Below are 459 nucleotides of genomic sequence, written 5' to 3' on the forward strand. Positions count from 1 at the left end.
AATTAACGCAGCAGGGACAGCATGGTCTGCGGAACCTGGTTGGCCTGCGCCAGTACCGAGGAACCAGCCTGTTGCAGGATCTGCGCTCGCGACATGTTCGACACTTCCGTCGCGTAGTCGGAGTCCTGAATACGGCTTCGTGCTGCCGACAGGTTGTTCACGGTGTTGTTCAGGTTGGTGATGGTGGACTCGAAACGGTTCTGGGACGCACCCAGCAGGCTGCGCTGGTCATCAACCGCTTTGATCGCCGCATCGATGTCTGCCAGCGGGCTACCGTTGACCGTACCACCGGTGCTGACAGTACCGCTCAGTACGTCAAAGCCTTCAGCAGCAGTGCTACGTGCAGTACCGTTGATGGACTGACCGGTGGTCTGGAAGGTGTTGCCCGTTGCGCTGTACAGGTTGTAAGAGTCAGAAGAGCTCAGGCTGATGGAGATGGTTTCGCTGTCTTTCGCGCCC

Annotated in this window: 1 protein-coding gene; it reads right to left on the reverse strand. The window is 58.4% G+C overall.

From position 1 onward, the window contains the following. Window positions 1-2: 2 nt before the first annotated feature. The coding region (locus ACQ3G7_RS24735; protein WP_430893023.1) for a flagellin at window positions 3-459 on the reverse strand (457 nt) is incomplete at its 5' end.

Origin of the sequence: Kosakonia sp. N21 (assembly GCF_050587465.1) — a bacterium.
GTDB lineage: Bacteria > Pseudomonadota > Gammaproteobacteria > Enterobacterales > Enterobacteriaceae.